This window comes from Chromobacterium subtsugae (assembly GCF_035919665.1).
In the GTDB taxonomy this organism is placed as follows: Bacteria; Pseudomonadota; Gammaproteobacteria; order Burkholderiales; family Chromobacteriaceae; genus Chromobacterium; species Chromobacterium subtsugae.
The window spans coordinates 1,546,886-1,573,012 of the sequence record NZ_CP142381.1 but is presented as its reverse complement, the minus strand read 5'-3'; the positions used below and the strand labels follow the sequence as shown (position 1 = coordinate 1,573,012).

The window sequence follows — 26,127 nt, the reverse complement described above, 5'->3', positions numbered from 1 at the left end:
CCCGCCGTCCCGCGCTTGCCCGACGCGGGCCCCGCGCGCCCGCTGGAGAACGCTGCCGATGTCCCGTCCCAAAACCATCACCGTCGCCCTCACCGGCGCCTCCGGCCTGCCCTACGGCCTGCGCCTGATCAAAACCCTGCTCGCCGCCGGCATCCGCACCTGGGTGCTGTACTCGCAGGCCGCCCAGGTGGTGGCCAAGCAGGAAATGCAGATCACCCTGCCCTCGCGCCCGGCCGAAATGAAGGCCTGGCTGCTGCAGCGCCATGCGGCCGACCCCGCCCTGCTCGACGTGTACGGCCGCGAGGAATGGTTCGCGCCGGCGGCGTCCGGCTCCAACCCGCCGGACGCGATGGTGGTGTGCCCGTGCTCGATGGGCACGCTGGCCGCCATCCGCCACGGCATGAGCGACAATCTGATCGAACGCGCCGCCGACGTCTGCATCAAGGAGCAGCGCAAGCTGGTGCTGGTGCCGCGCGAGACGCCGCTGTCGGTGATCCACCTGGAAAACATGCTGGAGCTGGCCCGGATGGGCGTGGTGATCCTGCCGCCGGCGCCGGGCTTCTATACGCACCCCCAGAGCGTGGACGACATGGTGGACTTCGTCGTCGCCCGCATCCTGGATCAACTGGGCGTGGCGCACGAACTGACGCCGCGCTGGGGAGAAGCCGCGCCATGACCTCGCAGCACATCCTGAGCCTGGACGCGCTGCGCCGGCTGGAGCGCGCCGCCAACGCCGCCGGCCTGCAGCTGATGCGGCGCGCGGCGCTGGCCGCCGCCGATTGGATGGGCCGCCATGCCGCGCCCGGCTCGCGGCTGCTGGTCTGCGCCGGCCCCGGCAACAACGGCGGCGACGCGCTGTACGCGGCGCTGGAACTGCGTCGCCGCGGCTATCTGATAGACATCCTGCTGCCCGTCGCGCCAACCGGCGCCGACAGCCTGGCCGCGCTGCGCGAGATTCAAACCGCAGGCTTGCCGCTGCTGTCGGCACTGCCCGACGACTACCCGCCGCCGGCATGGCTGATCGACGGGCTGTTCGGCATCGGCCTCAGCCGGCCGCTGGATGAGGACTGGGGCCGGCGCATGGAGCGGCTCAACGCGCTGGGCTGCCCCACGCTCGCGCTGGACTGCCCCAGCGGCCTGGACGCCTACACCGGTCGGGCGGCCGGCCCCGCCATCCGCGCCGACCATACGCTGACTTTCCTGTGCCACAAGCCAGGCCTGTTCTGCGGCGACGGCGCCGACCTGGCCGGCGTGGTGGAGCTGGCTGAGCTGGACTGCCCGCGGCAGCTGTTCCCCGCCGCGGAAGGCGCGCTCAACGCCCCTAACGCCGCCGGCCTCGCGCGCCGGCGCGACAGCCACAAGGGCAGCTTCGGCTCGGTGGCGGTGATAGGCGGCGCGCCCGGCATGCTAGGCGCCGCGCTGCTGGCCGGCCGCAGCGCGCTGCAAGGCGGCGCCGGCAAGGTCTATCTGTGCCCGCTGGACGACAGGCTGCCGGTGGACCCGGTCGCGCCGGAACTGATGATGCGCCCGCTGGACGAAACGCCCGAGCTGCCGGCCGCCGACGTGATCGCCTTCGGCCCGGGCCTAGGCCAGCAGGAACTGGCCGGCAAACTGCTGCGGCAGGTCGCGGCGCTGCCGCAGCCGCTGGTGCTGGACGCCGACGCGCTCAACCTGCTCGCCGGCGATCCGGATGCCGCCGAACGCCTCCGCCGCCGCGCATCCCCCGCCGTGCTGACGCCGCATCCTGCCGAAGCCGCCCGCCTGCTGCAGACCGACACCGCCGCAGTGCAGCGCGACCGCGTCGGCCATGCCAGGGCGCTGGCCGCGCGCTACCGCTGCGTGGCGGTGCTCAAGGGCGCCGGCAGCCTGATCGCCCGCCCCGACGGCTATTACCTGCTCAACGCCAGCGGCGGGCCGGAACTGGCCGCCGCCGGACAAGGCGATGTGCTGACCGGCCTGATCGCCGCGCTGCTGGCCCAGGGCCTGCCGCCCTTCGAGGCCGCCGCGCTGGCCGTTCACGCGCACGGCCTCGCCGGCGACGGCTACCGCCGGGAAAACGGCGGCCCGATCGGCCTGACCGCCTCCGCCACCCCCGCCCGGATCAGCCAGGCGCTGAACCGCATGCTGGCCGGCGGCTAAACCGCGCCGACGCCGTTTTGCCGGCGCCGGCGGTTTATGTTTAAGATGGATCGGGCACCCCATCCGCGGAGACCCGATTTGTCGTCACAGAAAAAAGCCTACGCCTTCGGCCTCGCCGCCGTCCTGGCCTGGTCCACCGTGGCCAGCGCCTTCAAGCTCAGCCTGCAACACCTCAGCCCGATGCAGCTGGTGCTGTACGCCAGCGGCGCTTCGCTGCTGTCGCTGCTGTCCATCCTCGCCTGGCAAGGCCGGCTGCCGGAGCTGGCCGCGGCGCTGCGCCGCCACTGGAAAAGTTCGCTGCTGTTCGGCGCGATCAACCCTTTCGCCTACTATCTGGTGCTGTTCCAGGCCTATTCGCTGCTGCCGGCGCAGGAGGCCCAGGCCATCAACTACACCTGGGCGCTGACCATGACGCTGCTGGCGGTGCCGCTGCTCAAGCAGAAGCTCCACCCGCTGGACGCCATCGCCGCGCTGATCTGCTACCTGGGCGTGCTGGTCATCGGCACCCGCGGCCAGTTACTGGCGCTGCATTTTTCCAATCAATTGGGGGTGGCGCTGGCGCTGGCCTCGACGCTGCTGTGGGCCGGCTACTGGATCTTCAACACCCGCGACAGCCGCGAGCCGGTGCTGGGCCTGGCGCTCAACTTCGCCTTCAGCCTGCCGCTGAGCCTGGCCTGGTGCGCCTGGCATGGCCAACTGGCGCCGCCCTCCTGGCAGGGGCTGGCCGGCGCGGCCTACGTCGGCGCGCTGGAGATGGGCTTCACCTTCGTGCTGTGGCTGTCGGCGATGAAGCTGACCCGCAGCACCGCCAGCATCGCCAATCTGATTTTCCTGTCGCCGCTGCTGTCGCTGCTGCTGATCCACCTGATATTGGGCGAAGCCATCCTCGCCTCCACCCTGCTGGGCCTGGCCTTGATCCTCGGCGGCCTGGCCGTGCAGAAGCTGCCCTTGCGGCGCGCCCCGCCGCTGCCGGTGGCCGACGGTCCCGGCTGATGCCGGCATCCGCGGCGGGAACCCGGCCACGCAGAAGAAACCGAGTGTGGATCCATCATGGCAATTCCGCCCCGCTCTGCCTACGATTGATTCTGAGGGCACGAATAAACAGGCACCATGAAAAGCATCAAGACAAGGTTAATGTTATGGCTGATGGCGTGGATCACCACCATTCTGGGCAGCACGGGTCTGTATTTCTATCTTCATGACTACAGCATAGACCAGAGCGACTTCCAGACTCAGCGCGCCGCGGTGCAATCCCGTTTGTCCTTGTCGCTGCCGCACGGCATCTGGCAGCTGGACGACGAGAACGTGCGCTTGGCGCTGGACAGCGAATTGAGCTGGCCTTCGGTGATCGCCATCAACGTCAAGGGCGAAAGCGGCCTCAACCTGGGCCGGACCCGCGACAGCGGCGGCAGCCTGCGCGACATGCTGCCCAACGAGCGGCCCAAGGTGGACGACATGCTCAGCATCCCCATCGTCTACCAGGGCAAGGAGCATCTGGGCACCGCCACCGTCTACCTGTCGCACGACGCGCTGCGCGCGCGGGAAGACCAGCACCTGATCACCATCATCGCCCAGATCGTGCTGCTGGACGGCATGATCTTCTTCATCATGTCGTTCAATCTGCAGCGCTTCATCTTCCAGCCGCTGTCGCGGCTGCAGCAGGCGCTGAACACCGCCATCCGCGCGCCGGACGCCACCGGCGCGCAGATCACCCACCTGGCCGACGACGAGATCGGCGCCATCGTCAACGGCTTCAACCGCATCGTCGCCCGCACCGCCGCCGACCTGGTCAAGCGCACCGCCGCCGAAGCCGTGGCGCGCGAGGAAAAGGAAAAGGCGCAGCTGGCCTACAGCCAATTGATGGCGACGCAGGAAACGTTGGTGGAGGCGGAAAAGATGGCATCGCTGGGCAGCCTGGTGGCCGGCGTCGCCCACGAAATCAACACCCCGGTCGGCATCACGCTGACCGCCGCCTCGCACCTGGGCACCGCCACCTCGCACATCACCGGCAAGCTCGACAGCGGCAACGTCAAGAAGAGCGATTTCCAGAGCTACCTGGAAACCGCGCAGGAATGCTGCGAGCTGATACTGGCCAATTCCGAACGCGCCGCCAACCTGATCCACAGCTTCAAGCAGGTGGCGGTGGACCAGACCAGCGAGGCCAGGCGCAGCTTCCATCTGCACGACTACCTGAACGAAGTGATCACCAGCCTGAAGCCGCGCTTCAAGCACACCAAGGTGGGAATAGACATCCAGTGCGAAGAGGACATCCTGCTCGACAGCTATCCCGGCGCGCTGGCCCAGGTGCTGACCAATCTGGTGGTCAACGCGCTGGTGCACGGCTATGAAGGCGGGGAGATTGCTGGCAATATCGTCATCGAGGCCCATCGCAACGACGCCCAGCACGTGTCGCTGAACATCAGCGACAGCGGCAAGGGCATCGCGCCGGAAAACCTGAGCCGGATTTTCGAGCCCTTCTTCACCACCCGGCGCGGCAGCGGCGGCAGCGGCCTCGGCCTCAACATCGTCTACAACATCGTAAGGCAAAGGCTGGGCGGGAATATCGAGGTACACAGCGAGCAGGGACAAGGCACCCGATTCACGCTGGAAATGCCCTGCATCGCCCCCACCGTCCAGCACAAGGAGAATGTGGCATGAGCACCGAGACATTGCCTCCCGATGACGACAACTGGCTGCTGGACGACAATGACAACGAAGACAATGTCCGCCCTTCCGAGATGCGCAAGCCGTGGAAGGTGCTGATCGTCGACGATGAAAAAGACGTGCACACCGCCACCCGCATCGCGCTGCGCGGCATCAGCTACAAGGAAAGGCCGCTGGAGCTGATCAGCGCCTACAGCGGCGTCGAGGCCTTCCAGCAACTGCAGCAGCATCCGGACATCGCGCTGATCATGCTGGACGTGGTGATGGAGAGCGAGGATGCCGGCCTCAAGCTGGTGCATCGCATCCGCGGCGACCTGGGCAACGGCGTGGTGCGCATCGTTCTGCGCACCGGCCAGCCCGGCCAGGCCCCGGAGCAGGAAGTCATCCTCAATTACGACATCAACGACTACAAGACCAAGACCGAGCTCACCACCCAGAAGCTGTTCACCACCACCATCGCCTCGCTGCGCGCCTACGAGAACATGGTGTCGCTGGAGAAAAACCGCCAGGGTCTGGCCAAGATACTGGAAAGCGCGTCCGACCTGTACCAGTTGCACTCGCTGCGCGAATTCGCCTCCGGCGTGCTGCGCCAGATCAGCGCGCTGCTGGACATCGGCACCGACGGCATCCTGTGCGTGCGCAATGAGAACCACAGCGGCCGGCCAGAGCTGGAAATACTGGCGGTGTCGGGCTCCTACGAATACCTGGCCGAAGCCGGCGACCTCTCCAGCGAGCCCAAGCTGGCCGAGGTGATCCAGCGCGTGTTCCACGAAAAGCGCAGCATCTTCCAGCATCCTTACGACGTGCTGTACATCTCCTCGCGCAACCGCCGCGAATTCGCGGTGCACTTCATGCCGCAATGGCCGCTGGAAAGCGTGGAATGCGATCTGCTGGACGTGTTCTGCCAGCGCATCTCCGCCGCCTACGACAATCTCTACCTGTACAACCAGCTGCGCAGCGCCCAGGAAGCCACCGTGGTAGCGCTGGCCGACCTGGCGGAATTCCGCGACACCGACACCGGCGACCACGTGCTCAGGGTGCAGAAGCTGACCGACGCCATCGCCCAGGAGATGCTGGAGCACAACCACTATCCGGAGCTGATGACGCGCGAGTTCATGGACATGGTGGGCATGGCCAGCATCCTGCACGACATCGGCAAGGTGGCCATCCCCGACCACATCCTGCTCAAGCCCGGCAAGCTGGACCCGGAAGAGCGCGCGGTGATGGAGCAGCACGCCACCATAGGCGCGCAGATCCTCGACAAGTCGGCCAGAATGGTGGAAGGCACCAGCTATCTGTCGCTGGGTTCGGAAATCGCCGGCGGCCACCACGAACACTTCGACGGCAAGGGCTACCCGCGCCAGATCGCCGGCCAGGACATTCCGCTGTCGGCCCGCATCGTCGCCGTGATCGACGTGTTCGACGCGCTGCTCAACAAGCGCCCGTACAAGGAGCCATGGAGCATGGAAGACACGATGAAGTACATCGGCAGCCGCTCCGGCAGCCAGTTCGACCCGCTGGTGGTGGAGGCGCTGACGCGGCTGGTGAACGAGAACCGCCTGCCGGTGGCGCCGCAGCAGGAATAAGCCGCCGCGCCCATGCAAAACGGCAGCCCGGGGGCTGCCGTTTTCGCTGGCTTCGCCGCCGGCTCAGGCGACGTAGTTCAGCACGCAGACATATTGGCAGATGCTGCCGCCCAGCACGAACAAGTGCCAGATGCCGTGGCCATGGCGGATTTTCTCGTCATTGAGAAACCAGTAGATGCCGACGCTGTACAGCAGGCCGCCCAGCCCCAGCCAGAACAGGCCGCCCGGCGCCAGCGCGTCGATCAGCGGCTTGATGGCAATCAGCACCAGCCAGCCCATCACCACGTACAGAATCATCGACAGCAGGCGCGTGCGCCGCCCCAGCGTCAGCTCCTGGACGATGCCGAACAGCGCCAAGCCCCAGCTCAGGCCGAACAGCGTCCAGCCCCAGGCGCCGCGCAGCGTCACCAGCGCGAATGGCGTGTAGCTGCCGGCGATCAGCAGATAGATCGCCGAATGGTCGCACTTCTGCAAAATGGCTTTCGCCTTGCCGGTGAAGCTGTGGTACAGCGTGGAGATCAGGTACAGCGCCACCAGCGTGCCGCCGTACAGGCTGAAGCTGACGATCTTCCAGGGGTCGCCCTGCATCGCCGCCTCCACCACCAGCACCACCAATCCGGCTACCGCCAGCAAAGTGCCGGCCAGGTGGGAATAGCCGTTGAAACGTTCCCCGTGATACATGATTTTATCCTTGGGCCGGTCCGTCTTGCCGGCCTGACATCAGTGAACCCATTGGAGCCCGCAATGGCTCGCGGGTTCAATTGTCCGCCTGTTTGCGCCGCGCCGCCAGCGTCTTGCGCAAACAAAAAAAGCGGGCAGCGCCCGCTTCCGGCTATACGACGGCGGAATCAGGCGCCCAGCGAGGCCAGCACCTCGTCGCGCACGGTTTCCACCGCGCGGGTGCCATCGATTTTCACGTACTTCGGCGCCTTGGCGTCGCCGGCGGCGGCCAGCTTGCCGTAGAAGCCCACCAGCACGGCGGTCTGCTCGTGATACACGGCCAGGCGCTTCTTCACGGTGTCTTCCCGGTCGTCATCGCGCTGAACCAGGTCTTCTCCGGTCACGTCGTCCTTGCCGGCCGTTTTCGGCGGGTTGAAGGCGATGTGATAGGTGCGGCCGGAGGCCAGGTGCACGCGGCGGCCGGCCATGCGCTCGACGATGGCGGCGTCCGGCACGTCGATTTCCACCACGTAGTCGATGTCCACGCCGGCGGCGATCATCGCCTCGGCCTGAGGAATGGTGCGCGGGAAACCGTCAAACAGGAAGCCGTTGGCACAGTCGGCCTGGGCGATGCGCTCCTTGACCAGACCGATGATGATGTCGTCGCGCACCAGGCCGCCGGCATCCATGATCGCCTTGGCTTCCAGGCCCAGCGGCGTGCCGGCCTTCACCGCGGCGCGCAGCATGTCGCCGGTGGAAATTTGCGGGATTCCGAATTTCTCGCGGATGTAGTTGGCCTGGGTGCCTTTGCCGGCGCCCGGAGCGCCCAACAGGATCAATCGCATGTGTATGACTCCAGTCTGTTTGATTTATGAATTCTTTTAGCCCTCAGGCGTTCAGCAGCCGGCGCACCCGTTCCAGGTCTTCCGGCGTGTCCACCCCGGCGGCCGGCGCCTCGTCCGCCACCGCCACCATGATGGCATAACCATGCCAGAGCACGCGCAATTGTTCCAGCGCTTCGTATTGCTCCAGCGGCGCCGCCTCCAGGCCGGCATAGGCGGCGAGGAAGCCGGCGCGGTAGCCGTACATGCCGATGTGGCGGTATGCCGGCAGCCCGGCCGGCAGGCTGTCGCGACCGGCGGCGTAGGCGTCGCGGGCGTAGGGAATCGGCGCGCGGCTGAAATAGAGCGCGCGGCCATGTTTGTCCAGCGCCACTTTCACCACATTGGGATTGAAATGGTCGGCGGCGTCGTGGATGGCGTGCGCCAGCGTCGCCATCGGCGCATCGCCTGCCAGCATCAACTCGGCCAGCTGATCGATCAGCTCGGGCTGGATCAGCGGCTCGTCGCCCTGGACATTGACCACCACCGCGTCGTCGGCCAGGCCCAGCTGGGCGGCCACCTCGGCCAGGCGGTCGGTGCCGCTGGCGTGGTCGGCGCGCGTCAGCGCCGCCTCGATGCCATGCGCGGCGCAGGCGGCCAGAATGTCGGCGTGGTCGGTGGCGACGATGACGCGGCCGGCGCGGCTCTTCGCCGCCTGCTCGGCCACCCGCACCACCATCGGCTTGCCGGCGATGTCGGCCAGCGGCTTGCCCGGCAGGCGGCTGGAAGCCATCCGCGCCGGGATCACCACGGTGAAGCCGCTCATTTGACTTCTTCTTCGGGCGCCAGCTCGCGCGCTTCCGCTTCCAGCATCATCGGGATGCCGTCCTTGATCGGGAAGGCCAGACGGTCGCCCTTGCAGACCAGTTCGTCCTTGCTCTTGTCGAACAGCAACGGGCCCTTGCACAACGGGCACACCAGGATTTCCAGAAATTTAGCGTCCATGTTCCATCTTCAAGCGGGCGAGTATCCAGTCGCACAGCCCAGGCGCCAGCGTGGCCTGAACCGGCAAAACCCATAGTCTAGCACGCTGCGCCGCATCATGAAGCACGCGCTCGAGCTTGACCGCGTCCTTGCTGGTGACGATCACCGCGTCGGCGTCGGCCGGGATGTCGGCGGCGCAAAACGCGTGATGATCGGGAAAAGACAGCCGGCGCTCCACCGCGATGCCCAACCCCGCCAGCGTATCGAAAAAGCGCTCGGGATGGCCGATGCCGGCCAGCGCCACCACCTTCAAGCCGGCGAAGCCGTCGGCCTGCCGCAGCCGCGCCGCGTCGCCCAGCGCGTGGCAGGCGCCGGCGCGCAGCGTCATGTCGAAGCGCGCGAGGCCGGGCGGCAACGCCAGATCGGCGCCGGAACCATTGACCACCGCCGCGTTCACCGTCCGCAGCCGCGCCAGCGGCTCGCGCAACGGCCCATTGGGCAGCAGGCGGCCGTTGCCGACGCCGCGCCGGCCGTCCAGCACCGCGATTTCCAGATCGCGCGCCAGCCGGTAATGCTGCAGGCCGTCATCGCTCAATATCAGTTGCACATCGGGATGCCGCTCCAGCAGCAAGCGCCCGGCGGCCACCCGGTCGCGCCCCACCACCACCGGCGCGCCGGAAGCGGCCAGCAACAAGGGCTCGTCGCCGACCCGCGCCGGGTCGCCGCCCGGCAGCGCCTCCGTCGGCCCGGCGGCGCTGCCGCCGTAGCCGCGGCTGATCACGCCCGCTTTCACGCCGCGCGCGGCGAAATCCGCCAGCAGCGCCAGCGTCAGCGGCGTCTTGCCGACGCCGCCCACATTGATGTTGCCTATCACCACCACCGGAACCGGCAGTGTTTCGCTGCTTTTCCAGCCGCGGCGGAAAGCCAGCCGCCGGCCGGCGGCCAGCAGCGCAAAAAGCCCTTCCAGCGGCGCCAGAAGGGCTGTCAGCCAGCCTCGCGGCCGGTACCAGTGTCGTTCTATCAAACTCATGCCGTTTCGGGCTTCACTTCAAATTTTGGGTGGCGAAAGTCAGCTGCGACAGGCCGGCCTCGCGGGCCGCCTCCATCACCGTGATCACCGACTGGTGAGTGGAGCGGGCGTCGGCGTTGACCACCACCACCACGTCGCTCTTGCCGGCGGCGGCGGCCTTCAGCCTGGCCAGCAGGCCGGACTTGTCCGCGGCGGCGATGCGGGCGTCGTTGACCGCCATCGCGCCGTCGGCGGCCACCGCGACGCGGATCTCGACGGTCTTGTTCTTCAGCTGCTCGCCCTGCGCGCTCGGCAGATTGATCTTGAGTTCGGAGAAGCGCGAATAGGTGGTGGTGACCATCAGGAAAATCAGGATCACCAGCAGCACGTCTATCAACGGGATGAAGTTGATCTCCGGCTCTTCCCGGCCGCGGCCGCGACGAAAGTTCATGCTCAGCTCCCGTTCCGGCGCTCGCCGTGCACCACTTCCACCAGCTTGATCGCCTGCGCCTCCATCTCGACCAGCAGGCCGTCGACGCGGGAGCGGAAGAAGCGGTAGAACATCATGCTGGGAATGGCCACGATCAGGCCGAAAGCGGTGTTGTAGAGCGCGACGGAGATGCCGTGCGCCAGTTGCTGCGGATTGGCGCCGCTGCCGTTTTGCGAGCCGAAGATCTCGATCATGCCGATCACGGTGCCCAGCAGGCCCAGCAAGGGCGCCATCGCGGCGATGGTGCCCAGCGTGGTCAACAGGCGCTCCAGCTGGTAGGCCACCTGGCGGCCCTCGTCCTCGATCGACTCCTTCATCACCTCGCGGCTGCCGCTGACATTGCGCAGTCCGGCCGCGAACAGTCGGCCCAGCGGAGAATGCCGCGCCAGGCGGTGCATCAGCTCGTCGCGCAGGTCCACCCGGCGATATTCCTGCAGGGTCTGCGCCAGCAGGCCTTCCGGCACCACCACGCCGCGGCGCAAGCTGTACAAACGCTCCAGAATGATGGCCAGCGACACGACGGAAGCCGCCAGAATGGTCCAGATCGGCCAGCCGGCCGCTTCAACGATAGCCCACACAGAAGCTGTCTCCGTAGTCGATACAAACGTTAGACTTTATTACCTCAGTGGCGGCGAGGCAACCTCCAGCCGGCAAAAATTACAGCCGATTGCCGCTTTTTTGGGCATGGACTGTCGAAAGCCGCTGCCACCGGCCCATTCCGCAACTTATCCACAAGGTTATTCCGCGATTCTTGTGGATAAATTTCCGCCCTCGGCGCCGGCGCGCGCAAGTCGGCATTGACTTTGCTCAAAGCTTTGTCGACGATGCGATTATCCAAACAATCGTTTGAATTCCTATCATGAACCTGCCCATCTGGCTGATCAAGCTGCTGCTCAATCTATGGCCGCCCTTCCTCGGCGCCGGCATCCGCGTCCACCGCCTGTCTGCCGACTTCCGCCAGGCCGAAGTCAGACTGAAACTGGGCGTAGGCAACCGCAACTACGTCGGCACCCATTTCGGCGGCAGCCTGTACGCGATGACCGATCCGTTCTACATGCTGATGCTGCTGCGCCAGCTGGGCGGCGACTACTACGTCTGGGACAAGGAAGGCCGCATCGAATACATCAAGCCGGGCCGCGGCCTGGTGCGCGCCCGCTTCGAACTGAGCGACGCCTTGCTGAGCGATATCCGCGAGCAAACCGCCGATGGCGGCAAATACCTGCCCGAAATGAAGGTGGAGATACGCGACGGCGACGACGAACTGGTGGCCACCGTGCACAAGACGCTGTACATCAAACGCAAACCCGAACGCCGCCAGGCGAAGCCCATATAGAAAAAGCCGCGTTTCGCGGCTTTTTCTATATGGATTCTGGGTGCTTACTCCCCGAAGCCGCAGAAGACCTCACGCATCATCCGCAGGACTTCCAGCGTGCGGATATCCCCCACCCGGTAGTAAACGCGGTTGGCATCCTTGCGCGTGCGCAAAACTCCCTTGTCCCGCATAATGGCGAGATGCTGGGAAATATTGCTCTGGGAGGTGCCAACCTGCTCGACAATGTCTTGCACGCTCACTTCCCGGTCTTCCAGCACCGATATGATCTTCAGACGCAGCGGGTGCGACATGGCCTTCATCGCCCGCGATGTCTGTTCGATCTGGTCGTCGTTGAACAGCAAAGCTTTTCTCCTAATGTAGCGTCATTTTATTGATTTGACTGCGGGACTATAGTATCGGCAAAATCCGATACTATCAAGGTTTTCTAATATTCTGAATGCGAATGCCATGAAATCAATCACACCGGTGTTGCTATTAATCCTCGACGGCTTCGGCCACCGCACGGAAGGCGACGACAACGCCATCCTGCACGCCAACATGCCAACCTGGAACCGACTGCGCCAGCGCTACGCCTACGGCACGATCAACGCCTCGGAAAACTTTGTCGGGCTGCCTTCCGGCCAGTTCGGCAACTCCGAGGTGGGCCACCTGAACATCGGCGCCGGCCGCATCGTGCAGCAGGACATCAGCCGCATCGATTGCGACATCGAGGACGGGCATTTCGCAAACAATGACACACTGCAGCAAGCCATGAGCAAAGCTCAAGGCTCGGCGCTGCACATCCTGGGCCTGTTATCCGATGGGGGTGTGCACAGCCATGAAAACCACATCCACGCGCTGATCCGCGCCGCCCAGGCCGCCGGCGTGGCGAAAATATACGTCCACGCCTTCCTCGACGGCCGCGACACCCCGCCGCGCAGCGCCGAAACCTTCCTCAAGCGCCTGGACGCGGTACTGGCCGAATGCCCGAACGCGCGCCTGGTTTCCGTGACCGGCCGCTACTGGGCGATGGACCGCGACAAGCGCTGGGAGCGCGTCGAGCCGGCCTACCGGCTGCTGGTGGAGGGCGAAGGCCTGTTCCACGCCGAAACCGGCCTGGAAGCGCTGGCCGCCGCCTACGAGCGCGACGAGAACGACGAATTCGTCAAGGCCACCGGCATCGGCGCGCCGGTGAAGATGCAGGACGGCGACGCGCTGATCTTCATGAATTTCCGCGCCGACCGCGCCCGCCAGCTGACCACCGCGCTGACCGACCCGGCTTTCGACGGCTTCCAGGCCCGCCAGCCCAAGTTCGGCTGCTACGCCACCCTCACCAGCTACGGCGAAGCCTATTCCGCGCTGCCCACCGCCTACGCGCCGCAGAAGATCCACAACGGCATGGGCGAATACCTGTCGTCGCAAGGCCTGAAGCAGCTACGCATCGCCGAAACCGAGAAATACCCGCACGTCACCTATTTCTTCAATGGCGGCGAAGAGCAGGTCTACCCCGGCGAAGACCGCATCCTGGTGCCGTCGCCCAAGGTGGCCACTTACGATCTGCAGCCGGAAATGAGCGCCGGAGAAGTCACCGACAAAATCGTCGCCGCGATCCAGTCCGGCCAATACCAGGCCATCTTCTGCAACTACGCCAATGGCGACATGGTCGGCCACAGCGGCATCTTCGACGCCGCGGTGAAGGCGGTGGAAGCGCTGGACGGCTGCATCGAACGCTGCGTCGACGCGATGCTGGCCGCCGGCGGCGAGGTGTTGATCACCGCCGACCACGGCAACTGCGAGCAGATGTACGATGGCGCGCACCACCAGCCGCACACCCAGCACACCACCAACCAGGTGCCCTTCCTGTATATCGGCCGCCCGGCGACCATCCGCGGCGGCGGCTCGCTGCGCGACATCTCGCCGTCGCTGCTGGCGATGATGGGCCTGGAACAACCGGCCGAGATGACCGGTCAATCGCTGATCGACTTCCAATAATCGCCTCACCACGCGGCGGCCGGAACATGGCCGCCGCCATCGCCCCAAGCGAAAGAACACCAAGGGAATGAAACCTTACCTGTTGCTGGCCCTGCTGGCCGGCGCCGCCCAGGCGGCCAACACCAACGCCTCCTCCACCAGCCTGTCCGCCGCCCCGCACCAGCAGGACCTGAAAAACGTGCGCAAGGAAATCGACAGCCTGAAAAAAGACCTGGCGCAGAAACAGACGGTGCAGAAGGAAGCGCAGTCGGCGATCAAGGAGTCGGAACAGGCGATCAGCCAGACCCGGCAAACGCTGGCCACGCTGGAACAAAAGCAGAATCGCTCCGCGCAGCAGCTGGCCGACCTGAACGCGCAGATCGAGAAAAGCCGCAAGAGCCTGGCCGACGTGCGCCAGCGCGTCGGCCAGATGCTGGTGCGCCAATACAAGAACGGCCAGCACGACGCGATGAAGCTGATGTTCAACGACAGCGACCCCAACCAGAGCTCGCGCGACCTCGCCTACTACCAGCACATCGCCCGCGCCGACCAGCAACTGGCGCAGCAACTGGTGGCCCAACAGCAACAGCTGCAGGCGCTGTCCGCCCAGCTGGAGGAAGAGCTGGCGCGGCTGAACAGCCTGTCCAGCCGCAAAAGCCAGGAAAAGAGCGAGCTGGAGAAAGACAAAAGCCAGCAGCAGCAGCAACTGAACAAGGTGTCCGGCGAGATCAAGCAGGGCCAGAGCAAGCTGACCCAGCTGCAGGAGGACGAGAAGCACCTGTCCAACCTGATCGCCCAGATCAACCGCGAAATCCAGCGCCGCCGCGCCGAAGCGGCGCGCAAGGCGGCCGAAGCGCGCAAGGCCAAGCTCGCCGCCGCCCGCGAAGCCGCGCGCAAGGAAAACGAACGCCGCCGCCAACTGGCCGCGCAAGCCAAGAAACAGGGCAAGCCGGTGCCGGAAGAGGCGAAGAAGCCGGTGATCGTCAAGGAAGAGCCGGCGGAGAAAGTGGACGACGTCGCCGACGGCAGCGCCTCGGGCCGCGCCTTCGCCAGCTTGCAGGGCAAGATGAAGCTGCCGGTGGCCGGCCAGATCGCCGGCGCCTTCGGCAAGATGCGCCGCGAAGGCACCACCTGGAAAGGCATTTTTATTCGCACCGCCGGCGGCCAGCCAGTACACAGCGTGGCCGACGGCACGGTAGTATATGCCGATGAGTTGCGCGGATTCGGCAAGGCGGTGATCATCGACCACGGCGGCAATTACATGACCGTCTACACCGGCCTGTCCGCCATCGCCAAATCGTCCGGCGCCGGCGTCAAAGCCGGTGAAACACTCGGCAACACTGGAACACTGGACAATGGGGAAGCCGGACTGTACTTTGAAATCCGGCACCTCGGACGCCCCCTCAACCCGCAGGCCTGGACACGCTAAGGTGCCGGGTACGGAGAATTTGCACAGCATGAGCAGCCAAAGAATGAAGAAAATCGCCTGGTTGGTGGCAGGAGCCATGGCCGGTGGCGTACTGACCATCAGCATGCAGGCGCTGGCCGACAAGGAAGCGTCGCCGCTGCCGCTGGGCGAGCTGCGCACCTTTGTCGAGGTGTTCAGCCTGATCAAGCAAAGCTACGTCGAGCCGGTGACCGACAAGAAACTGATAGACGAAGCCATCAAGGGCATGCTCACCGGCCTGGATCCGCATTCCGACTACATGGATCCCGAGGAATTCAAGGAGCTGCGCGAAGGCACCCAGGGCGAGTTCGGCGGCCTCGGCATCGAGATCGGCGCCGAGGACGGCCTGGTCAAGGTGGTGTCCCCGATCGAGGATACCCCGGCGCAGAAGGCCGGCATCAAGAGCGGCGACCTGATCATCAAGATCGACGACACCCCGGTGCGCGGCCTGTCGCTGAACGACGCGGTGAAAAAGATGCGCGGCAAGCCGGGCAGCAAGGTCACGCTGACCATCGCCCGCAAGAGCGAGACCAAGCCGCTGATCTTCACGCTGGCGCGCGCGGTGATCAAAACCAAGAGCGTCAAATACAAGATGCTGGAGCCGGACTACGGCTACGTCCGCATCGCCCAGTTCCAGGAGCACACCGCGGAAGACTTGGCCGCCGGCCTGCAGAAGCTGTACAAGGACAACAAGCAGCCGCTGAAGGGCCTGGTGCTGGACCTGCGCGACGACCCGGGCGGCCTGCTCAACGGCGCCGTCGGCGTCGCCGCCGCCTTCCTGCCCAAGGACAAGCTGGTGGTGTACACCGAGGGCCGCACCCCGGACGCCAAGATGCGCCTGACCGCCACCCTGCAAAACTACGCCGGCATCGGCGGCAGCGACCCGCTGGCCAAATTGCCGGCCGACGCCCGCAACGTGCCGATGGTGGTGCTGGTCAACGGCGGCTCGGCCTCGGCGTCGGAAATCGTCGCCGGCGCGCTGCAGGACCAGAAACGCGCGGTGCTGGTCGGCACTCAAACCTTCGGCAAGGGCTCGGTGCAGTCCATCCTGCCGCTGGGCAGCCAGGGCGGCATCAAGCTGACCACCGCCCGCTACTTCACCCCTAGCGGCCGCTCGATCCAGGCCAAGGGCATCGTGCCGGACGTGGTGGTGGAAGACGCCACCCTCACCGCCGCCGACCAGGCGCTGCGCGTGCGCGAGGCCGATCTGGAAAACCACCTGGCCAACCCCAACGGCGACGACAAGCCGGCCAAGGCCGCCAAACCGGCGCCTAAGCTGGTGCCGCCCCCGGCCGCGCCGGAAAAGGGCAAGGAAGCGCCGGCGCCGGACGAAGCCAGCCAGTTCGGCCCGCGCGACCCGAATCCGAAGAACGACTATCAGCTGTCGCAGGGCCTGAACGTGCTGAAAGTGCAGCAAATCCTGCAAAAACGCGCCGACTGATCCTCCGCGCGCCCATTGCGACGCCGCCAGCCCAGCTGGCGGCGTTTTCGCATCCACGCCCCGCCGCGGCGAAAACTTCGCGCAGCGGCGCGGCCATTGCTGATATTCTTATCGGTTATTCCCAATCGAGTGGCCGGAGTCCGCCCATATGCTCACCCGCGAGTTTGTTCTCACCTTCCGCGAAGCCGCGCCCTACATCAATTCCTACCGCGGCAAGACCTTCGTGCTGGCCATGGGCGGCGAGAGCCTGCTTGACGGCGATTTCTCCAGCATGGCCCAGGACATCAATCTCTTGGTCAGCCTCGGCGTGCGCATCGTGCTGGTGCACGGCATCCGCCCGCAGATCGAGGCGCTGTTGAAACGCCACGGCATCGCGCGGATGTTCCACCGCGACCGCCGCGTCACCGACGCCGGCACCATGGACGTGGTCAAGCAGGCCGCCGGCGCCACCCGCCACGACGTGGAGGCCAGGCTGTCGATGGGCATGCCGCATTCGCCGATGCACGGCGCCCACCTGCGGGTGGCCGGCGGCAACTTCGTCACCGCCCAGCCCCTGGGCGTGCTGGACGGCGTGGACATGCAGTACACCGGCCAGGTGCGCCGCGTCGACGCCGCCGCCATCCGCCAGCGGCTGGACGCCGGCGAGCTGGTGCTGCTGACCCCGGTGGGCTACTCGCTGACCGGCGAAAGCTTCAACCTGGCGATGGAAGAGCTGGCCACCCACGCCGCCATCGCGCTGAAGGCAGAAAAGCTGATTTTCGTGGTGGAGGGGCGCGGCGCGGTGGAGCAGGACGGCCAGCTGATCAGCTCGCTCACCGCGCTGCAGGCCGAACAATTGCTGGAAGCGGGCAGCCTGCCGGAAGACGTGGCCGCCTACCTGCCCTACGCGATCCGCGCCACCCGCGAAGGCATTCCGCGCGCCCACTTGATCAGCCGCCACGAGGACGGCGCGCTGCTGCTGGAGCACTTCACCCGCGGCGGCAACGGCACCATGATCGCGCGCGACCCGCTGGTGCGGGTGCGCAACGCCAGCATCGACGACGTCGGCGACATCCTGGCCTTGATCCGCCCTCTGGAAGAGCAAGGCGTGCTGGTGCGCCGCAGCCGCGAGCGGCTGGAGGTGGAGATAGGCGAGTACTCGGTGCTGGAGCACGATGGCAAGATCTACGGCTGCGTGGCGATGCACCCGTTCCCGGAGGCGGAAACCGCCGAGCTGGCCTGCCTGGCGGTGTCGCCGGCCAAGCGCGACGGCGGCTTCGGCGAAATGCTGCTGCGCCATGTCGAATACCAGGCCCGCACCCGCGGCCTGCAGTCGCTGTTCGTGCTCACCACCCAGACCTCGCACTGGTTCGTCGAGCGCGGCTTCGCCGAGGCCGACAGAAGCTCGCTGCCGCTGGCGCGCCAGCAGTTCTACAATTACCAGCGCCGCTCCAAGGTGTTTGTAAAGAAGCTGTAACCGGCAACGGCCATGATGCCGCCACGGTTGGAAGGACGCGGGCTATGTGACAAAATAGCCCGTTGACCCCAATCAGAATTCAAAAGCAAGGATAGAGCCATGAGCAGAACCGTCAATTGCGTCAAGCTGGGCCGCGAAGCCGAAGGCCTCGACTTCCCGCCGCTGCCGGGCGAGTTGGGCAAGCGCGTGTACGAAAGCGTTTCCAAGGAAGCCTGGCAAGGCTGGCTGCGCTACCAGACCATGCTGATCAACGAAAACCGCCTCAGCCTGGCCGACGCCCGCGCGCGCCAGTACCTGGCCGCGCAGCTGGACGCTTATTTCTTCGGCCAGGGCGCCGACGCCCCGGCAGGCTACACCCCGCCGCAGAACTAAACCCCCGCCAAGCCCTCCAAGCGAGGGCTTTATTGTTTCCATTCACCGTAATTGGCTCGCACACCGTTATGTCACAACCGCAAGACTTGCTGCTGAATCGCGAACTGGGACTGATAGAATTCAACCGCCGCGTGCTGGCCCAGGCCGAAGACGCCAACCTGCCGCTGCTGGAACGCTTGAAATTCCTCTGCATCGTCTCCTCCAACCTGGACGAATTCTTCGAAGTGCGCGTAGCCTGGCTGCAGGACGCCGCCCACGCCACGCCGGAGCGCATCCTGGCCGACGGCAGCACCCCGGAGCAGGCGCTGGCCAAGGTGGCGCGCGCCAGCCATCAACTGGTGAAAGACCAATACGCGGTGATGAGCGAGGTGCTGTTCCCGGCGCTGCGCGAACAGGGCATCGTCTTCCTGCGCCGCGGCGAGTGGACGCAGCAGCAAAAGGACTGGGTGGAGGCCTTTTTCTTCCGCGAGCTGATGCCCATCCTGACGCCGATAGGCCTGGACCCGTCCCACCCCTTCCCCAAGGTGCTGAACAAGTCGCTGAACTTCACGGTGGAGCTGGAAGGCCGCGACGCCTTCGGCCGCGCCTCCGGCACCGCCATCGTGCAGGCGCCGCGCATCCTGCCGCGCGTGATCAAGCTGCCGGCCGAAGTATGCGAAGGCAGGCCGCACTGCTTCGTGTTCCTGTCCTCCATCCTGCACTCGCACGTGCATGAGCTGTTCCCCGGCATGACGGTGAAGGGCTGCTACCAGTTCCGCGTCACCCGCGACAGCGAACTGTCGGTCGACGACGACGACTTCAAGAACCTGCGCACCGCGCTGCAGGGCGAATTGCGCCAGCGCCAGTTCGGCGACGCGGTGCGGCTGGAAATCGCCGACACCTGCCCGCAGCACATGGAATCCTTCCTGCTCACCCAGTTCAATCTGCAGCCGCGCGACGTCTACCGCGTCAACGGCCCGGTGAACCTGGTGCGGCTGATGCAGGTGCCCGACCTGGTGGACCGCGCCGATCTGAAATTCGCGCCGTTCAGCCCCACCTTGCCGCCGCCGCTGCAGAAAAAAGCGCAGCTGTTCGAAGCCATCCGCAAGGGCGACATCCTGCTGCACCACCCGTACCAGAGCTTCCAGCCGGTGATCGACTTCCTGACCCTGGCCGCCACCGACCCGCACGTGGTGGCGATCAAGATGACGGTGTACCGCACCGGCACCGACTCGGTGCTGATGGAGTCGCTGATCGCCGCCGCCCGCGCCGGCAAGCAGGTGACGGTGGTGGTGGAGCTGATGGCGCGTTTCGACGAAGAAGCCAACATCAGCTGGGCCAGCCGGCTGGAAGATGCCGGCGCCCACGTGGTGTACGGCGTGATCGGCTACAAGGTGCACGCCAAGATGCTGATGGTGGTGCGGCGCGAGGAGCGCGGCCTGCACCGCTACGTGCACCTGGGCACCGGCAACTACCACCCGCGCACCGCCCGCCTGTACACCGACTTCGGCCTGTTGACCTGCAACGAGGAAATCGCCAGCGACGTCAACGACATCTTCGTCCAGCTGACCGGCCTCGGCCGCGCCGGCAGCCTGAAGCAGCTGTTCCAAAGCCCGTTCACGCTGCACAGCATGATCATGCAGGCGATAGAGCGCGAAACCGAGCATGCCCAGGCCGGCAAGCCGGCGCAGATCATCGCCAAGATGAACTCGCTGCTGGAGCCGCAGGTGATCCACGCGCTGTACCGCGCCAGCCAAGCCGGCGTGAAGATCCAGCTGATCGTGCGCGGCGTCTGCGCGCTGCGCCCCGGCGTGCCGGGCCTGTCGGACAACATCTCGGTCCGCTCCATCGTCGGCCGCTTCCTGGAACACCCGCGCGTGTTCTACTTCTACAACGACCACAAGGAAGACCTGCTGATGTCCAGCGCCGACTGGATGAGCCGCAACTTCTTCCGCCGCATCGAAACCTGCGTGCCCATCATCGACGGCAAGCTCAAGCGCCGCATCATCAAGGAAGCGCTGCGGCTGTATCTGGAAGACAACGTCAACAGCTGGGACATGCAGCCCGACGGCAGCTACAAGCGCCGCGGCAGCCGCGGCAAGCCGCACTGCGCGCAGCGCCAATTGCTGGAGTCCTACTCCGCCCAGCCGCAGGAAGACAAATAATGGCGATGGTGGGCTATCTGCTGGCCGTCGTCATGATGCTGGCCGGCCTGGCCGGCACCGTGCTGCCGGCCATTCCCGGCCTGCCCTTGCTGTTCGGCGGCATGCTGCTGGCCTCGTGGCTGGACAATTTCCAGCACCTCGGCGCCATCAGTCTGACCATACTCGCGGTGGTAGCGGCGCTGGGCCTGCTGATAGACTTCGTCGCCGGCCTGCTGGGCGCCAAGGCCACCGGCGCCAGCCGCCAGGCGCTGTGGGGCGCCTTCATCGGCAGCCTGGTGGGCATGTTCTTCGGCGTGGCCGGCGTGATCCTGGGGCCGCTGCTGGGCGCCATCATCGGCGAATTCATCGCCCGCAAGGATGCGTTCCAGGCCGGCAAGGTCGGCATCGGCACCTTCATCGGCTTCATCGTCGGCGCGGTGGCCAAAGTGGCCTGCGCCTTCGCGATGCTAGCCACCGCCGCGCTGGCGCTGGCGTTCTAACCCCCTGGCCATGCGGATGGCTGGGGCGGCCATCCCGGCAACGGACGCCAAGTTTTTGCTATGCTGTTGCGATCGATAGCGTCCGCCCATTCCGCCGAGGACATTCGCCATGCCGCTGCAGCACCTGATCTACGTCAGCACCGCCCGCCAGGAACTGAGCCACGCGGAGCAAGAAGCGCTGCTGGAATCCTGCGTGCGCCACAACCTGCAGAACGACATCAGCGGCGTGCTGCTGTATGGCCCCGGCAACTTCATCCAGGTGCTGGAAGGCGAAGCCGCAGCCGTCGCCGAAACCTACCAGCGCATACTGGACGACCCCCGCCACCATAACCTGATAGAAATCCTGCTCGAAGACATCGAGCAGCGCAGCTTTTCCAACTGGCGCATGGGTTTCACCCGGCTGGACGGCGACGCCATCAGCAAGCATCCCGGCTTCATCGACGTCTACGGTCCGGATTTCCTGCCCCAACGGCTGGCGCAGCGGCCGACGCTGGCGATGAACATCCTGCTGAGCTTCCGCGCCAACTGCCGCTGATCCCCTCCCCGCGCATCCCGGCCGCAGCAGGGGCGCGGATTTCGTTATAATCGACGCTTAGTCCCATCCAACCAATGTGAACGAATCCATGGCCCAATACGTGATGTCGATGCTCCGCGTGAGCAAGATCGTCCCGCCCAAGCGACAAATCATCAAGGACATTTCGCTGTCCTTCTTCCCCGGCGCCAAGATCGGCCTCCTGGGCCTGAACGGCGCGGGCAAATCCACCGTGCTGCGCATCATGGCCAACGTGGACAAGGAATACGACGGCGAAGTGCAGCACCTGGCCGGCGTCAAGATCGGCTACCTGGAGCAAGAGCCCAAGCTGGACAACGACAAGACCGTGCGCGAGGAAGTGGAAAGCGGCATGGGCGACGTGATGGGCGCGCAGAAGCGCCTGGAAGAAGTGTACGCCGCCTACGCCGAGCCGGACGCCGACTTCGACGCGCTGGCCGAAGAGCAAGCCAAGCTGGAAGCCATCATCTCCGCCGGCGCCGGCGACAACGTGGCGCTGCAGCTGGAGCTGGCCGCCGACGCGCTGCGCCTGCCGCCGTGGGACGCCAAGATCGGCCCGCTGTCCGGCGGCGAAAAGCGCCGCGTGGCGCTGTGCAAGCTGTTGCTGTCCAAACCGGACATGCTGCTGCTGGACGAGCCGACCAACCACCTGGACGCCGAGTCCGTGGAATGGCTGGAGCAATTCCTGGTGCGCTTCCCCGGCACCGTGGTGGCCGTCACCCACGACCGCTACTTCCTCGACAACGCCGCCGAATGGATTCTGGAGCTGGACCGCGGCGAAGGCATCCCGTGGAAGGGCAACTACTCGTCCTGGCTGGAACAGAAGGAAGAGCGCCTGGCGCAAGAAGCCAAGAGCGAAGGCGCCCGCATGAAGGCGATGAAGCAGGAGCTGGAATGGGTGCGCCAGAACCCGAAGGGCCGCCAGGCCAAATCCAAGGCGCGCATAGCCCGCTTTGAAGAACTGTCCAGCTACGAAACCCAGAAGCGCAACGAAACCCAGGAAATCTTCATCCCGGTGGCCGAACGCCTGGGCAATGAAGTGATCGAATTCGACAGCGTGTCCAAGGGCTTCGGCGACCGCCTGCTGATCGACAACCTGTCGTTCAAGGCTCCGCCGGGCGCCATCGTCGGCATCATCGGCCCCAACGGCGCCGGCAAATCGACGCTGTTCAAGATGATAGCCGGCAAAGAGCAGCCGGACAGCGGCAGCGTGAAGATCGGCCAAACCGTGCAGATGGCCTTCGTCGAGCAGAGCCGCGAAGGCCTGGACGGCGACAAGACCGTGTTCGAAGACGTGGCCGCCGGCGCCGACATCCTCACCGTCGGCCGCTTCGAGATGTCCAGCCGCGCCTACCTCGGCCGCTTCAACTTCAAGGGCGCAGACCAGCAGAAAAAGGTGGGCATGCTGTCCGGCGGCGAACGCGGCCGCCTGCACCTGGCCAAAACGCTGCTGAAGGGCGGCAACGTGCTGCTGCTGGACGAACCGTCCAACGACCTCGACGTGGAAACCCTGCGCGCGCTGGAAGACGCGCTGCTGGAATACGCCGGCACCGTGTTCGTGATCTCGCACGACCGCTGGTTCCTGGACCGCATCGCCACCCACATTCTGGCGGCGGAAGGCGAATCGCAATGGACTTTCTTCGACGGCAACTACCAGGAGTACGAGGCCGACAAGAAGAAACGCCTGGGCGAGGAAGGCGCCAAGCCCAAGCGCATCCGCTACAAGCCGATCAGCCGCTGATCGGCTGCCTGCACGCCATTCAGCCCCCGCTCCGCGGGGGCTTTTTGCTGAGAGCTCAATCCAGATAGCGGGACATCACCTTGGCCGCCACCCCCTCATCGCGCAATTGCTTGAGCGCCGCGCCCAGCCGCTGCGCCTCCTCCTCCGGCATGTGCTTGCCGCAAGCGAGGTAGATGCCGGTTTCCTGCAGCCGCAGAATCTCGCGTATCGGCGTCGCGCTCACGCCCTGCTTCTTCACCAGATAGCGCGCCACCGGGCTGTGCACCGCCCAGGCGTCGGCCACGCCCAGGCTCAATTCCCGATAGGCGTCTTCCGTCGTCGCCAACTCGGAAAACCCCACCTGATGCAAACGCAGCCACTCCGCCATCGACGAGCCCAGCAAGGTCACCACCCGCAAACCCTTCAGGTCGGCCAGCGTGCGGATCTGCGCCTTGCTGCCGGCGGCGACGAACAAGGACTGACTGCTGTCGTCGATCAGCCCCACCCAGCGGTATTGCCCTTCGCGCTTGGGCGAGCGGGTCAGCGGCATCAGGCAGCCGCTTTCCTCGTTCGTCACCTGCAGCTGCGCCCGTTTCCACGGCAAATCGACAAACTGTCCCCGCAGCCCGGCGCGCGCCAGCGCCTGCGACACCAGCTCCACCGCGATGCCATGCGGCGGACTCTGCGGCGTGTCGCGGATCACGAACGGCGGATAGTCCAGCGTGTACAGATTGACGACATCCCCTGCCGGCGCGGCCCAGGCCTGGCAGGAACCAAACCAGGCCAGCGCCAGCCCAACCCATTTCATCATTGCTTTCCCCATCCGCGTTCATCCGCCGCCGGCTCGGTCGCGGCTAGACGGTGATAGAATTCCGGCCATGTATTTGCGAACCCTCATTCTTTGTAGCAGCTTATGGCTGGCGGCCTGCGCCACGCCCCGCGCGGCCGACGCCCCCGCCCCCGCCGGCTATTACCGGGTGCAGTCCGGCGACACCCTGTACCGCATCGCCCGCAAGCACCGGCAAAGCGTCGGCAACCTGGCGCGCTGGAACCAGCTGTCGGACAGCTCCAACATCCAGGCCGGCCAATTGCTGCGCGTGCAGCCGCCATCCGCCGGCAAAACCGCCGGCAACGCCAGCCGCCCGCCGGCCAAACCGGCGGAAAAGCCGGCGCCGCCGCCGGCCCGGCTCGACATCAAGCTGCAGTGGCCTGCCTCCGGCGCGCTGATCGCCGGCTTCGACGGCAACCGCAACAAGGGCATAGACATCGCCGGCAACGCCGGCGACAAGGTGCAGGCCGCCGCGGCCGGCAAGGTGGCGTATGCCGGCAAGGGCATCCGCGCCTACGGCAACCTGCTGATCATCAAGCACAGCGACGACACGCTGACCGCTTACGCCCACAATCAGCAGCTGCTGGTGAACGAGGGCGATCAGGTGAGCGCGGGACAAACCATCGCCACCATGGGCGACACCGGCGCCAACCGGGTCAAGCTGCACTTCGAGCTGCGGCTGCGCGGCCAGGCGGTGGACCCGGCGCCCTATCTGCCGCCGCGCTGATCCGCGCCGCCGACGATTTCGCCCTGCTCGAAACCATAATGAAATGAAACGCACCTCGCTCCTGTTGCTCGCCGCGCTGCTGTCCGCCTGCGCCGGCCCGCGGCCGCAACCCGCGCCGGCGCCCATCGCCTCGGCGCCCGCCGTACAGCTGCCGCCCGAAACCGCCTCGCCCACCCCGGCGGCGCCCGCCTCCAATCCGGTGCCGCAAGCGCCGCCAGCCAAGGCTGCGCCTGCGCCCCGCGAGCGCATCGCCCACGCCGTGCCGTCGCAAGCGCGCGACCGCCAGGGCTGGATCGCCGACATCGACGCCGCCTTGCGCCACCTGCGGATTCCGGCCAGCGCCGACAATGTCTGCGCGCTGGCCGCGGTGATAGAACAGGAATCCAGCTGGCAGGCCGACCCGGTGGTGCCCGGCCTGCCCGGCATCGTCTGGGGCAAGATAGAAGAAAAGGCGCACCGTTACCTGGTGCCGCTGTCGGTGGTGAAAACCGCGCTGCTGAAGGGCTCGCCCAACGGCCAGAGCTATAAAGCCCGGATAGACAATCTGCGCACCGAGCGCGAGATGAACCTGTTGTTCGAGGACATGGCGCGCGAAGCCGGCAAGATGGGCCTGCCCGACATGAAAAACCCGATCCGCACCGGCGGGCCGATGCAGGTCAGCGTGGAGTTCGCCGAGGCCCACGCCAAAGTCTGGCCCTATCCCTACCCGCACAGCGACAGCATCCGCCACCAGGTATTCAGCCGCCGCGGCGGCGTCTACTTCGGCGCCGCCATCCTGCTGCAATATCCGGCGCCTTACCAGGACATGCTGTACCGCTTCGCCGACTTCAACGCCGGCCGCTACAGCAGCCGCAACGCCGCCTTCCAGGCCGCGCTGTCCCGCCTGTCCGGCCGCAAGCTGGCGCTGGACGGCGACCTGCTGAACTACCAGGGCCAAACCGCCTCCGGCAGCCAGCAGGCGGCGCTTTCGCTTTCGGGGCGGCTGGCCATGGGCGCCGCCGCCATCCAGCGCGATCTTCGGCAGGAAAAGAGCGCCGGCTTCGGCCAGACCCAGCTTTACCGCCAGGTTTTCGCGCTGGCCGACCAACAGGCCGGCCGCCCGCTGCCGCGCGCGGCCATGCCGCAGATCGACCTGAAAAGCCCCAAGATCAGCCGCAAACTCACCACCGAATGGTTCGCCAATCGGGTGGACGGCCGCTACCGGCGCTGCTTGGTACTATTGCGGCAAACCCCGGCCCCGTGATGCCAAACGCTTGATCCCGCTTTATAATTGCCAATGCGAACGGCCGGACTTTCCGGCCGTTCTCGCATTCCAGAACAGCGGGA

Annotated in this window: 26 protein-coding genes; 17 read left to right on the top strand and 9 right to left on the bottom strand. The window is 66.0% G+C overall.

Annotated features, from left to right (window positions below; translation table 11 throughout):
• Positions 1 to 58: 58 nt before the first annotated feature.
• From U6115_RS07755 to U6115_RS07735, 5 genes are all read left to right on the top strand, one after another.
• Positions 59 to 676 (top strand): flavin prenyltransferase UbiX, encoded by a 618-nt coding sequence (locus U6115_RS07755; protein WP_043574472.1) that lies wholly within the window; start codon positions 59 to 61, stop codon positions 674 to 676.
• Positions 673 to 2,139 carry an NAD(P)H-hydrate dehydratase gene (locus U6115_RS07750; RefSeq protein WP_043574469.1) on the top strand — a complete coding sequence of 489 codons (1,467 nt, stop codon included), beginning with the start codon at positions 673 to 675 and terminating at the stop codon, positions 2,137 to 2,139. Before U6115_RS07755 ends, U6115_RS07750 begins: the two co-directional genes overlap by 4 nt.
• Positions 2,140 to 2,217: 78 nt before the next feature.
• Positions 2,218 to 3,132: a DMT family transporter gene (locus U6115_RS07745; protein ID WP_043574467.1), complete on the top strand. Its 915-nt coding sequence runs from the start codon at positions 2,218 to 2,220 to the stop codon at positions 3,130 to 3,132.
• Positions 3,133 to 3,285: 153 nt separating this feature from the next.
• Positions 3,286 to 4,797 (top strand): sensor histidine kinase, encoded by a 1,512-nt coding sequence (locus U6115_RS07740; RefSeq protein WP_236849626.1) that lies wholly within the window; start codon positions 3,286 to 3,288, stop codon positions 4,795 to 4,797.
• Entirely contained in the window at positions 4,794 to 6,389 is a 1,596-nt protein-coding gene (locus tag U6115_RS07735; protein ID WP_043574462.1) for a DUF3369 domain-containing protein, read from the top strand. Before U6115_RS07740 ends, U6115_RS07735 begins: the two co-directional genes overlap by 4 nt.
• A gap of 63 nt (positions 6,390 to 6,452) precedes the next feature.
• On the opposite strand, the gene trhA is transcribed toward U6115_RS07735, so the two are convergent.
• The 7 genes from trhA to U6115_RS07700 form a co-directional block, all read right to left on the bottom strand.
• Complete coding sequence (gene trhA, locus U6115_RS07730; protein WP_043574460.1) at positions 6,453 to 7,070, bottom strand: PAQR family membrane homeostasis protein TrhA; 618 nt, start codon at positions 7,068 to 7,070, stop codon at positions 6,453 to 6,455.
• Positions 7,071 to 7,237: 167 nt separating this feature from the next.
• Positions 7,238 to 7,894 (bottom strand): adenylate kinase, encoded by a 657-nt coding sequence (gene adk, locus U6115_RS07725; protein WP_043574459.1) that lies wholly within the window; start codon positions 7,892 to 7,894, stop codon positions 7,238 to 7,240.
• 43 nt (positions 7,895 to 7,937) lie between these two features.
• Positions 7,938 to 8,696: a 3-deoxy-manno-octulosonate cytidylyltransferase gene (gene kdsB, locus U6115_RS07720; RefSeq protein ID WP_043574458.1), complete on the bottom strand. Its 759-nt coding sequence runs from the start codon at positions 8,694 to 8,696 to the stop codon at positions 7,938 to 7,940.
• Positions 8,693 to 8,875 (bottom strand): Trm112 family protein, encoded by a 183-nt coding sequence (locus U6115_RS07715; RefSeq protein WP_043574457.1) that lies wholly within the window; start codon positions 8,873 to 8,875, stop codon positions 8,693 to 8,695. The genes kdsB and U6115_RS07715 overlap by 4 nt, the downstream gene beginning before the upstream one ends.
• Complete coding sequence (lpxK, locus tag U6115_RS07710; RefSeq protein ID WP_043574456.1) at positions 8,865 to 9,884, bottom strand: tetraacyldisaccharide 4'-kinase; 1,020 nt, start codon at positions 9,882 to 9,884, stop codon at positions 8,865 to 8,867. Before lpxK ends, U6115_RS07715 begins: the two co-directional genes overlap by 11 nt.
• 13 nt (positions 9,885 to 9,897) lie before the next feature.
• Entirely contained in the window at positions 9,898 to 10,314 is a 417-nt protein-coding gene (locus tag U6115_RS07705; RefSeq protein WP_043574455.1) for an ExbD/TolR family protein, read from the bottom strand.
• Positions 10,315 to 10,316: 2 nt separating this feature from the next.
• Positions 10,317 to 10,931, bottom strand: a complete 615-nt coding sequence (locus tag U6115_RS07700) for a MotA/TolQ/ExbB proton channel family protein (RefSeq protein ID WP_043574453.1) — start codon at positions 10,929 to 10,931, stop codon at positions 10,317 to 10,319.
• A gap of 281 nt (positions 10,932 to 11,212) precedes the next feature.
• On the opposite strand from U6115_RS07700, the gene U6115_RS07695 reads away from it, so the two are divergent.
• Positions 11,213 to 11,686: a DUF4442 domain-containing protein gene (locus U6115_RS07695; RefSeq protein WP_043574451.1), complete on the top strand. Its 474-nt coding sequence runs from the start codon at positions 11,213 to 11,215 to the stop codon at positions 11,684 to 11,686.
• Between the two features lie 44 nt (positions 11,687 to 11,730).
• On the opposite strand, the gene U6115_RS07690 is transcribed toward U6115_RS07695, so the two are convergent.
• On the bottom strand, positions 11,731 to 12,027 hold the full coding sequence (locus U6115_RS07690; protein ID WP_043574449.1) for an ArsR/SmtB family transcription factor: 297 nt from the start codon (positions 12,025 to 12,027) through the stop codon (positions 11,731 to 11,733).
• 106 nt (positions 12,028 to 12,133) lie between these two features.
• Between U6115_RS07690 and gpmI the strand changes: the two genes are divergently transcribed.
• From gpmI to ettA, 9 genes are all read left to right on the top strand, one after another.
• The gene (gene gpmI, locus U6115_RS07685) at positions 12,134 to 13,657 is read left to right on the top strand and encodes a 2,3-bisphosphoglycerate-independent phosphoglycerate mutase (RefSeq protein ID WP_043574446.1); all 1,524 of its coding nucleotides are present in this window, start codon (positions 12,134 to 12,136) and stop codon (positions 13,655 to 13,657) included.
• A 67-nt stretch (positions 13,658 to 13,724) separates the two neighbouring features.
• Positions 13,725 to 15,065 (top strand): murein hydrolase activator EnvC family protein, encoded by a 1,341-nt coding sequence (locus U6115_RS07680; RefSeq protein WP_043574444.1) that lies wholly within the window; start codon positions 13,725 to 13,727, stop codon positions 15,063 to 15,065.
• A gap of 28 nt (positions 15,066 to 15,093) precedes the next feature.
• Positions 15,094 to 16,524: a S41 family peptidase gene (locus tag U6115_RS07675; RefSeq protein WP_280637325.1), complete on the top strand. Its 1,431-nt coding sequence runs from the start codon at positions 15,094 to 15,096 to the stop codon at positions 16,522 to 16,524.
• 148 nt (positions 16,525 to 16,672) lie between these two features.
• Complete coding sequence (gene argA, locus U6115_RS07670; protein WP_043574442.1) at positions 16,673 to 17,980, top strand: amino-acid N-acetyltransferase; 1,308 nt, start codon at positions 16,673 to 16,675, stop codon at positions 17,978 to 17,980.
• Between the two features lie 99 nt (positions 17,981 to 18,079).
• On the top strand, positions 18,080 to 18,352 hold the full coding sequence (locus tag U6115_RS07665) for an oxidative damage protection protein (protein WP_043574441.1): 273 nt from the start codon (positions 18,080 to 18,082) through the stop codon (positions 18,350 to 18,352).
• A 68-nt stretch (positions 18,353 to 18,420) separates the two neighbouring features.
• Positions 18,421 to 20,496: a polyphosphate kinase 1 gene (gene ppk1 / locus U6115_RS07660; protein WP_043574440.1), complete on the top strand. Its 2,076-nt coding sequence runs from the start codon at positions 18,421 to 18,423 to the stop codon at positions 20,494 to 20,496.
• Positions 20,496 to 20,975 carry a DUF456 domain-containing protein gene (locus U6115_RS07655; RefSeq protein ID WP_043574439.1) on the top strand — a complete coding sequence of 160 codons (480 nt, stop codon included), beginning with the start codon at positions 20,496 to 20,498 and terminating at the stop codon, positions 20,973 to 20,975. The genes ppk1 and U6115_RS07655 overlap by 1 nt, the downstream gene beginning before the upstream one ends.
• Before the next feature lie 109 nt (positions 20,976 to 21,084).
• Positions 21,085 to 21,510 (top strand): BLUF domain-containing protein, encoded by a 426-nt coding sequence (locus U6115_RS07650; RefSeq protein WP_052258012.1) that lies wholly within the window; start codon positions 21,085 to 21,087, stop codon positions 21,508 to 21,510.
• Positions 21,511 to 21,598: 88 nt separating this feature from the next.
• The gene (gene ettA / locus U6115_RS07645; RefSeq protein WP_043574775.1) at positions 21,599 to 23,266 is read left to right on the top strand and encodes an energy-dependent translational throttle protein EttA; all 1,668 of its coding nucleotides are present in this window, start codon (positions 21,599 to 21,601) and stop codon (positions 23,264 to 23,266) included.
• A 55-nt stretch (positions 23,267 to 23,321) separates the two neighbouring features.
• Here the strand turns inward: ettA and U6115_RS07640 are convergent, their stop codons facing one another.
• Positions 23,322 to 24,056: a substrate-binding periplasmic protein gene (locus U6115_RS07640; protein ID WP_052258011.1), complete on the bottom strand. Its 735-nt coding sequence runs from the start codon at positions 24,054 to 24,056 to the stop codon at positions 23,322 to 23,324.
• A 67-nt stretch (positions 24,057 to 24,123) separates the two neighbouring features.
• On the opposite strand from U6115_RS07640, the gene U6115_RS07635 reads away from it, so the two are divergent.
• Both U6115_RS07635 and U6115_RS07630 read left to right on the top strand, forming a co-directional pair.
• On the top strand, positions 24,124 to 24,801 hold the full coding sequence (locus tag U6115_RS07635; RefSeq protein ID WP_043574438.1) for a peptidoglycan DD-metalloendopeptidase family protein: 678 nt from the start codon (positions 24,124 to 24,126) through the stop codon (positions 24,799 to 24,801).
• A 43-nt stretch (positions 24,802 to 24,844) separates the two neighbouring features.
• A complete protein-coding gene (locus U6115_RS07630) occupies positions 24,845 to 26,044 on the top strand; it encodes a DUF1615 domain-containing protein (RefSeq protein ID WP_043574435.1) in 1,200 nt (399 codons plus the stop codon).
• Positions 26,045 to 26,127: the final 83 nt, after the last annotated feature.